The 1,153-nt window shown below is 59.1% G+C and carries 2 protein-coding genes; one reads left to right on the forward strand and one right to left on the reverse strand.

Translation table 11 applies throughout. From position 1 onward, the window contains the following. The first annotated feature begins 2 nt into the window (after positions 1 to 2). Positions 3 to 932: a HEPN domain-containing protein gene (locus tag ACUCV3_RS27270; RefSeq protein ID WP_482241474.1), complete on the forward strand. Its 930-nt coding sequence runs from the start codon at positions 3 to 5 to the stop codon at positions 930 to 932. Between the two features lie 15 nt (positions 933 to 947). Here ACUCV3_RS27270 and ACUCV3_RS27275 read toward each other — a convergent pair whose 3' ends face one another. After that, positions 948 to 1,115, reverse strand: coding sequence for a DUF6771 family protein (locus tag ACUCV3_RS27275; protein WP_278377330.1), 168 nt, complete (start codon positions 1,113 to 1,115; stop codon positions 948 to 950). Between the last annotated feature and the right edge of the window lie 38 nt (positions 1,116 to 1,153).

The raw sequence follows: 1,153 nt of genomic DNA on the forward strand, positions 1-1,153 counted from the left end.
CCATGCGTAACGATCTCGATCATCTTCCGGCCGACAAGCAGCGCGAGCTCGCGCGCGTCGTGCAGATCATCTTCGAAGAATTCGAGGACGGGCTGGCGCTGGCCACCCAGGCATGGCGCAAGAAGGGCCGCATCCAGAAGATCATCCTCTATGGCAGCTATGCCCGTGGCAGCTGGGTCGATGAACCGCACACCGCGAAGGGCTATAAATCCGACTATGATCTCCTGATCATCGTCAACGACCAGCGGCTGACCGATCGGGTCAAATATTGGCTCGGCGTCGATGAGCGGCTGATGCGCGAATATGGCATCACCGCCACGCTCAAGACTCCGGTCAATTTCATCGTCCACACCCTCCAGGAAGTGAATGATGGCCTTGCCCATGGCCGCTATTTCTTCATGGACGTGGCGAAGGTTGGGATCGCGCTTTACGAAAGCGATGATAGCGAACTTCACACGCCCAAGCCCAAGACGCCCGACAAGGCGCTGGCCATGGCCCAGGAATATTTTGATGACTGGCTGCCCAGCGCACAGAGCTTCTTTCGAGGCTACAGCCATGCTGTAGCCGACGGAGACATGAAGAAGGCTGCCTTCGACCTACATCAGGCGGCCGAACGCCTCTATCATTGCGTCCTGCTGGTCTGCACCTTCTACACGCCCCACGTGCATAATCTCGCCTTCCTGCGCACCCAGGCCGAACGGATCGACCGGCGGCTGGCTTACGTCTGGCCAAGCGAAAGGCATATCGACCGGGCGCGGTTCGAAAAGCTCAAGGAAGCCTATGTGAAGGCCCGCTATTCCAAGCATTACAAGATCAGCGAAGAGGAACTCAGCTGGCTCGGCAAACAGGTCGAGGAGCTGGGCCGTGTCGTGCATGAAGTCTGCGGTGAACGCATCGCCGAACTGAAGCGGACTGCCGGCGTTATCGCCTGACCATTTAGGGCCTGATCATTCAGGCTGTTCGCCTTGCTTGCGGATGGCGTCAGCAATGATCATCGCCAGCGACTCTTCCGCACGGGTGCGGGCCGCCGGATCCTTCGATGTCAGATCCTGCCGGATCCACTGCGGCGCGCGCTCGATCACGGCGAGAATGGCGGCTTGCATCTGTTCACTCATACCTTCGCCTATGCGCTGTCATGGCCGATCAGGCAATG

Source organism: Sphingobium sp. VMM (assembly GCF_056790315.1).

What these genes read in the sequence shown, in the direction of transcription:
- ACUCV3_RS27270 (WP_482241474.1), top strand. Translation starts at nt 3, where the DNA reads ATGCGTAACGATCTCGATCATCTTCCGGCCGACAAGCAGCGCGAGCTC.
- ACUCV3_RS27275 (WP_278377330.1), bottom strand. Translation starts at nt 1,115, where the DNA reads ATGAGTGAACAGATGCAAGCCGCCATTCTCGCCGTGATCGAGCGCGCG.